An 8,035-nucleotide genomic window follows, 5' to 3' on the forward strand; every position below is an offset into this window, starting at 1 on the left:
TGCAGTCAGGCCCCCCGCACCGTGTGGTGTGGGGGGCCTGGCTGTGAAGGGTGTCCGGCGGCGTCCTACTCTCCCACCCCGTCTCCAGGGCAGTACCATCGGCGCTGAAGGGCTGAGCTTCCGGGTTCGGTATGGGACCGGGCGTTTCCCCTTCGCTGTGACCGCCGTAACGTTATCGAGTTGTTCGGGTTCCCCGTGTGTCCCCACCTGGTCAAGGGGTGGGTCGGGGGTGGTGCCCGTTTCTCGGGAACCGCACAGTGGACGCGTGCATAGCAGAAGTGTTGGTGTTGAAGTTGTTGGCTTATTAGTACCGGTCAGCTGCGACAGTCGTTGGTCCTGTCTTCCACTTCCGGCCTATCTACCCAGTGGTCTAGCTGGGTGCCTTCACCCCACGAGGGGGATGGAAACCTCATCTTGAAGCAGGCTTCCCGCTTAGATGCTTTCAGCGGTTATCCCTTCCGAACGTAGCGAACCAGCGGTGCTCCTGGCGGAACAACTGGCATACCAGAGGTTCGTCCGTCCCGGTCCTCTCGTACTAGGGACAGCCCTTCTCAAGTTTCCTGCGCGCGCAGCGGATAGGGACCGAACTGTCTCACGACGTTCTAAACCCAGCTCGCGTGCCGCTTTAATGGGCGAACAGCCCAACCCTTGGGACCTACTCCAGCCCCAGGATGCGACGAGCCGACATCGAGGTGCCAAACCATCCCGTCGATATGGACTCTTGGGGAAGATCAGCCTGTTATCCCCGGGGTACCTTTTATCCGTTGAGCGACGGCGCTTCCACAAGCCACCGCCGGATCACTAGTTCCGACTTTCGTCCCTGCTTGACCTGTCGGTCTCACAGTCAAGCTCCCTTGTGCACTTGCACTCGACACCTGATTGCCAACCAGGCTGAGGGAACCTTTGAGCGCCTCCGTTACATTTTGGGAGGCAACCGCCCCAGTTAAACTACCCACCAGGCACTGTCCCTGATCCGGATCACGGACCGAGGTTAGATGGTCGATGCGGTCAGAGTGGTATTTCAACGGCGACTCCACTCGCGCTGGCGCGCGGGCTTCATAGTCTCCCACCTATCCTACACAAACCGCACCGAACACCAATACCAAGCTATAGTAAAGGTCCCGGGGTCTTTCCGTCCTGCTGCGCGTAACGAGCATCTTTACTCGTAGTGCAATTTCGCCGAGTTCGTGGTTGAGACAGCGGAGAAGTCGTTACGCCATTCGTGCAGGTCGGAACTTACCCGACAAGGAATTTCGCTACCTTAGGATGGTTATAGTTACCACCGCCGTTTACTGGGGCTTAAATTCTGAGCTTCGCTTACGCTGACTCGTCCTCTTAACCTTCCAGCACCGGGCAGGCGTCAGTCCGTATACATCGTCTTGCGACTTCGCACGGACCTGTGTTTTTAGTAAACAGTCGCTTCTCCCTGGTCTCTGCGGCCCTCACCGCTTCCCACCGCTAGGGTGTTCACGGATCGGGCCCCCCTTCTCCCGAAGTTACGGGGGCATTTTGCCGAGTTCCTTAACCACGATTATCTCGATCGCCTTGGTATTCTCTACCTGACCACCTGAGTCGGTTTGGGGTACGGGCGGCTAGAACCTCGCGTCGAGGCTTTTCTTGGCAGCTGAGGATCACCCGATTCCCGCTAGTGCGGTCACCGTCAGTTCTCACCGTCAATGCTTCGCGGATTTGCCTACGAAGCCGGCTACGACCTTGGACGTGGTCTACCATCGCCACGCCGGGCTACCTTCCTGCGTCACCCCTGTTAACACGCTTACCTACTACCGGATTGGGTCCCACGCCGTTGTACCGGTGTCACCCGAAGGTGACGGTGGTACTCGGGGGTGGTCAGCATCACCGGATTCGGTATGGGCGGTTCTTCGCCGGTAGGAGAATATCAACTCCTTGTCCATCGACTACGCCTGTCGGCCTCGCCTTAGGTCCCGACTTACCCAGGGCGGATTAACCTGGCCCTGGAACCCTTGGTCATTCGGCGGACGGGTTTCTCACCCGTCTTTCGCTACTCATGCCTGCATTCTCACTCGTGTGGTCTCCACCGCTAGGTCACCCTGCGGCTTCACTGCCCACACGACGCTCCCCTACCCACCCACACACCTGAACACCCCCTCGAAAGGGAATGCTGGGTAAAGTGTGAGTGCCACGGCTTCGGCGGTGTACTTGAGCCCCGCTACATTGTCGGCGCGGAATCACTTGACCAGTGAGCTATTACGCACTCTTTCAAGGGTGGCTGCTTCTAAGCCAACCTCCTGGTTGTCTGTGCAACTCCACATCCTTTCCCACTGAGCACACGCTTAGGGGCCTTAGCCGGTGGTCTGGGCTGTTTCCCTCTCGACTACGAAGCTTATCCCCCGCAGTCTCACTGCCACGCTCTGGCTTACCGGCATTCGGAGTTTGGTTGACGTCAGTAACCTGGTGAGGCCCATCGGCCATCCAGTAGCTCTACCTCCGGCAAGGAACGCGTGACGCTGCACCTAAATGCATTTCGGGGAGAACCAGCTATCACGAAGTTTGATTGGCCTTTCACCCCTAACCACAGGTCATCCCCTCAGTTTTCAACCTAAGTGGGTTCGGTCCTCCACGCCGTCTTACCGGCGCTTCAACCTGCCCATGGCTAGATCACTTCGCTTCGGGTCTAGACCCGGCGACTGAATCGCCCTATTCGGACTCGCTTTCGCTACGGCTTCCCCACACGGGTTAACCTCGCCACCGAGCACTAACTCGCAGGCTCATTCTTCAAAAGGCACGCCGTCACCCCTGCTAAGGAGGCTCCGACGGATTGTAGGCACACGGTTTCAGGTACTATTTCACTCCCCTCCCGGGGTACTTTTCACCTTTCCCTCACGGTACTTGTCCGCTATCGGTCACTAGGTAGTATTTAGGCTTAGCAAGTGGTCTTGCCAGATTCACACGAGATTTCACGGGCCCCGTGCTACTTGGGATCCCCTTCACCAGGCCGCACCATTTCGTCTACGGGACTCACACCCTCTACGGTCCGCCTTTCAATGCGGTTCGACTATGACACGACTTTCTTACTGGTCCAGACCATGTCAGTGATCTGAGAAAGGTCCCACAACCCCGCACACGCAACGCCTGACAGCTTGACACGCATACGGTTTGGCCTCATCCGCTTTCGCTCGCCACTACTCACGGAATATCTCTTCCTGCCGGTACTGAGATGTTTCACTTCCCGGCGTTCCCCCCTGCACCCTATGAATTCAGGTACAGGTAACCGCACATGACTGCGGCTGGGTTCCCCCATTCGGACATCCTCGGATCACAGCTCGTTTGCCAGCTCCCCGAGGCTTAACGCAGGCTACAACGTCCTTCTTCGGCTCCTAGTGCCAAGGCATCCACCATGTGCCCTTCTAAACTTCGACACACACTACAAATATGCTACAGAAATCCAAGAATAATACTTGAACATCTGGGATGCTCGCGTCCACTGTGCAGTTCTCAAGCAACGGACGGTCCCGCCGGCCACCAGGCCCACCCGACCCCCACACACCCCACCAACCACCACCCCGAAGGACAGCAGCACAGCACGATGAGCGAAGCGGTATGAAGACCCGACCAACGACCCGTATCCATCAAAGGTCACCCGACCACGCAGGCCGGTTGCCTCAGGACCCAACAGTGTGCTCACACGACGAACCAGACACCACCGACCACGTTCCCACCCACCACCGAAGCAGCAGACGTACTAGCAGCCGGCACGCACCCAGCGCACCGCAAACAGTCAATGTTCCACCCAGAGCAACCACCAGACACACGTTCGGCGCCTACGATGGCTGTGCATGACCACCCACCCACGGGGCAGAACCCCACCAGGCGAGCAGTATGTGCTCCTTAGAAAGGAGGTGATCCAGCCGCACCTTCCGGTACGGCTACCTTGTTACGACTTAGTCCCAATCGCCAGTCCCACCTTCGACCACTCCCCCCGGACGAACCGGTTGGGCCATGAGCTTCGGGTGTTACCAACTTTCGTGACTTGACGGGCGGTGTGTACAAGGCCCGGGAACGTATTCACCGCAGCGTTGCTGATCTGCGATTACTAGCGACTCCGACTTCATGGGGTCGAGTTGCAGACCCCAATCCGAACTGAGACCGGCTTTTTGGGATTCGCTCCACCTTACGGTATCGCAGCCCTCTGTACCGGCCATTGTAGCATGCGTGAAGCCCAAGACATAAGGGGCATGATGATTTGACGTCATCCCCGCCTTCCTCCGAGTTGACCCCGGCAGTCTCCCATGAGTCCCCGGCATAACCCGCTGGCAACATGGGACGAGGGTTGCGCTCGTTGCGGGACTTAACCCAACATCTCACGACACGAGCTGACGACAACCATGCACCACCTGTGCACCGACCTTGCGGAACCACCATCTCTGGCAGCGTCCGGTGCATGTCAAGCCTTGGTAAGGTTCTTCGCGTTGCATCGAATTAATCCGCATGCTCCGCCGCTTGTGCGGGCCCCCGTCAATTCCTTTGAGTTTTAGCCTTGCGGCCGTACTCCCCAGGCGGGGCACTTAATGCGTTAGCTGCGGCACGGAACTCGTGGAATGAGCCCCACACCTAGTGCCCAACGTTTACGGCATGGACTACCAGGGTATCTAATCCTGTTCGCTCCCCATGCTTTCGCTCCTCAGCGTCAGTTGCGGCCCAGAGACCTGCCTTCGCCATCGGTGTTCCTCCTGATATCTGCGCATTCCACCGCTACACCAGGAATTCCAGTCTCCCCTACCGCACTCTAGTCTGCCCGTACCCGATGCAAGCCCGAGGTTGAGCCTCGGGTTTTCACACCAGACGCGACAGACCGCCTACGAGCTCTTTACGCCCAATAATTCCGGACAACGCTTGCGCCCTACGTATTACCGCGGCTGCTGGCACGTAGTTAGCCGGCGCTTCTTCTGCAGGTACCGTCCACCCGAAGGCCTTCTTCCCTGCTGAAAGAGGTTTACAACCCGAAGGCCGTCATCCCTCACGCGGCGTCGCTGCATCAGGCTTTCGCCCATTGTGCAATATTCCCCACTGCTGCCTCCCGTAGGAGTCTGGGCCGTGTCTCAGTCCCAGTGTGGCCGGTCGCCCTCTCAGGCCGGCTACCCGTCGACGCCTTGGTAGGCCATCACCCCACCAACAAGCTGATAGGCCGCGAGCCCATCCCCCACCGAAAAACTTTCCAACACCCACCATGCGGCAGATGCTCATATCCGGTATTAGACCCCGTTTCCAAGGCTTATCCCGAAGTGGAGGGCAGGTTGCTCACGTGTTACTCACCCGTTCGCCACTGATCCACCCAGCAAGCTGGGCTTCACCGTTCGACTTGCATGTGTTAAGCACGCCGCCAGCGTTCGTCCTGAGCCAGGATCAAACTCTCCGTAAAAGAGAGAAAACAACCAACAACCCCCAAGGGGCCACCAGTCGCCTATCGATACTGGCCAGACCAAACAGACTAGCTGTTCAATCCAGTCCAAAGGAACCAAAAAGGTTCAAAATTTGGCATTGACTATCAAGCACACTGTTGAGTTCTCAAACAACCGACGCACACCATCCGGACCAGAACTTCCCGTTCCGACCCCGTCCGGGGCAACCCTTCAACCTTACCCGGCTTCCTCCGTGTCGTCAACCGCTCTCTCGAGCCGTCATCGACGGGATCAACCAGGCCCTCGATCGACCGGGCACACAACTGTACCTGATCCGAAGGTCCGAGGTCATCCACCCTGGGATCGGCCACCGGTACCCAGCCTCAGCGACTGTCTCCTCGGTGTTCGTGCCTCCCTGCCGGGCGAACGACCAGAACATTACACAGACCCTGGCCCGCGTGCCAAATCCGCAGGCCAGGGCCCGATCCGCCGGTCGGCCGGGTCAGCCGGCGACGGCGACGGCGAGGGTCTTCTTGCCTCGCCGCAGGACCGCGTAGCGCCCGTGGAGCAGGTCCTCGCTCGTCAGGACGGCGTCCTCGGTGCCCACCTTGACGTTGTTGACGTACGCACCGCCCTCGCCGATCGCCCGTCGGCCGGCCGCGCGTGAGGCCACCAGACCGGCGTCGACGAACGCGTCGAGCACCGGCGTGCCGACCGTGACGTCCGCCCGGGGCAGCTCGGCCGTCGCGGCGCCGAGCGTGTCGGCGTCGAGCGTCCCGAGCTCACCGCGGCCGAACAGGGCACGACTCACCGCGACCACGGCCTCCGTGGCGTCGGCTCCGTGGACCAGCGTCGTGACGTCCCCGGCGAGCGTGCGCTGCGCCTCCCTCGCTCCAGGGCGTTCCCGGACTGCCGCAGCAAGCTCGTCGATCTCCTCGCGCGTGCGGAACGTGAAGATCTTCAACCAGGCGACCACGTCGGCGTCGGCAGCGTTGAGCCAGTACTGGTAGAAGGCGTACGGGCTCATCATGTCCGGAGCCAGCCACACGGCCCCGCCTTCCGTCTTGCCGAACTTCGTCCCGTCGGCCTTCGTGATCAGCGGCGTCGTCATGACGTGCACCGCCGCGCCCTCCGCCTTCCGGATCAGCTCCACGCCGGACAGCAGGTTCCCCCACTGGTCGTTGCCACCCGTCTGCAGCGTGACCCCGTGCCGCCGGTAGAGCTCCAGGAAGTCGATGCCCTGCAGGATCTGGTAGCTGAACTCGGTGAAGCTGATGCCCTCGTCGGAGCGCAGCCGACGCGCCACGGTGTCCTTGGCCAGCATCGTGCCCAGGCGGTAGTGCTTACCGACGTCGCGCAGGAAGTCGATGGCCGAGAGCCCTTCGATCCAGTCGAGGTTGTTGACGAGCCGGGCCGGGTTGTCGCCGTCGAACTCGAGGAACCGCGAGATCTGCGCCTTGAGCCGTTCCGACCAGTCGGCGACCACTTCCTTGGTGTTCAGGACGCGCTCGCCGGAGTCCCGGGGGTCACCGATCATCCCCGTGGCACCGCCGACCAGCGCCACCGCACGGTGGCCCGCCTGCTGCAGGTGGCGCAGCAGGATCAGCTGGACGAGGTGACCGTGGTGCAGGCTCGGCGCCGTCGGATCGAAGCCGCAGTAGTAGGTGACCGGCCCCTGCGCCAGCGCGTCCCTCAGCGCGGCCTCGTCGGTGGACTGCGCCACCAGGCCCCGCCACTGCAGCTCGTCGACAACGTCGGTCACCGTGGTACTCCTTCGGATGGGTCGCAGCGGCCCGGGCGGTCCGCGCCTCTAGTGTGCACGACAGCGCGGGTGAAACCCGTTGCCACCGGCAGGAAGTGAGGCTTACCTTGCTCGGGAATGTTAGCGCTCCACACTCTTGAGGAACCCGTGATCAACCACCTCTCGTCCGGCCTCCTGACTCCTGTCCTCTCCTTCGGGCTCTCCTTCGTCGGGTGTGCCGTCGGACTGTCGTCGACGGCCCGCAGCCGCCTCTACGACGGCCGGGCCCGCCGCCTGTGGTTGTGGATGGGGGCGTTGTCGATCGGTGGTGTCGGCATCTGGGTGATGCACTTCGTCGCCATGCTCGGGTTCACGGTGTCGACCGGAGAGATCCGCTACGACCTCCCGCTCACGCTCGTCAGCCTGCTCCTCGCCGTCGTCGTGGTGGCCGCGGGGCTGTTCCTCGTCGACCGTGGCGCGGGACGGCCGGTCGCGCTGCTCGCGGGCGGCGGACTGACCGGCGTCGGGGTCGCGAGCATGCACTACCTCGGGATGCGGGCCGTGGACACGGCCGTGCCGATCGCCTACGACCCGTGGCTCGTGGCGCTGTCCGTCGTCATCGGCGTGCTCGCCGCCACCGCCGCCCTCTGGCTGACCTGGACGGTCCGGTCGGCGCTCGGGGGCATCTTCGCCGCGGCCGTCATGGCCCTGGCCGTCTCCGGCATGCACTACACCGGCATGGCCGCGATGCAGGTCGCGGGGGCCGCGATGCACGACGACCACGGCACCGCGGGGAGCGGGGACGGACTGACCGCCGAGGAGCTGGTCGCACCGCTGGTGGTCGTGCTGACGGTCTCGATGCTCGCTCTGGTGACGGTCGCGATCCTGGCGCGGGCGCCGCGGGAGATCAGGGCCG

The 8,035-nt window shown here is 61.7% G+C and carries 2 protein-coding genes and 3 rRNA genes; 1 reads left to right on the forward strand and 4 read right to left on the reverse strand.

What is annotated here, in order from left to right; translation table 11 throughout:
- Positions 1-52 precede the first annotated feature (52 nt).
- The 4 genes from rrf to tyrS form a co-directional block, all read right to left on the reverse strand.
- A 5S ribosomal RNA gene (rrf, locus tag ACJO2E_RS20060) occupies positions 53-169 on the reverse strand.
- A gap of 115 nt (positions 170-284) precedes the next feature.
- Positions 285-3,398 (reverse strand): 23S ribosomal RNA (locus tag ACJO2E_RS20065).
- Positions 3,399-3,871: 473 nt separating this feature from the next.
- A 16S ribosomal RNA gene (locus ACJO2E_RS20070) occupies positions 3,872-5,398 on the reverse strand.
- Together the 16S, 23S and 5S rRNA genes form the textbook arrangement of a ribosomal RNA operon.
- A gap of 482 nt (positions 5,399-5,880) precedes the next feature.
- Entirely contained in the window at positions 5,881-7,140 is a 1,260-nt protein-coding gene (tyrS, locus tag ACJO2E_RS20075; RefSeq protein WP_406966201.1) for a tyrosine--tRNA ligase, read from the reverse strand.
- Positions 7,141-7,287: 147 nt separating this feature from the next.
- Between tyrS and ACJO2E_RS20080 the strand changes: the two genes are divergently transcribed.
- On the forward strand, positions 7,288-8,035 hold a 748-nt coding region (locus ACJO2E_RS20080; RefSeq protein ID WP_406966203.1), incomplete at its 3' end, for an MHYT domain-containing protein.

Source organism: Marinobacter shunpengi (assembly GCF_045449695.1).
Classification (GTDB): Bacteria; Pseudomonadota; Gammaproteobacteria; order Pseudomonadales; family Oleiphilaceae; genus Marinobacter.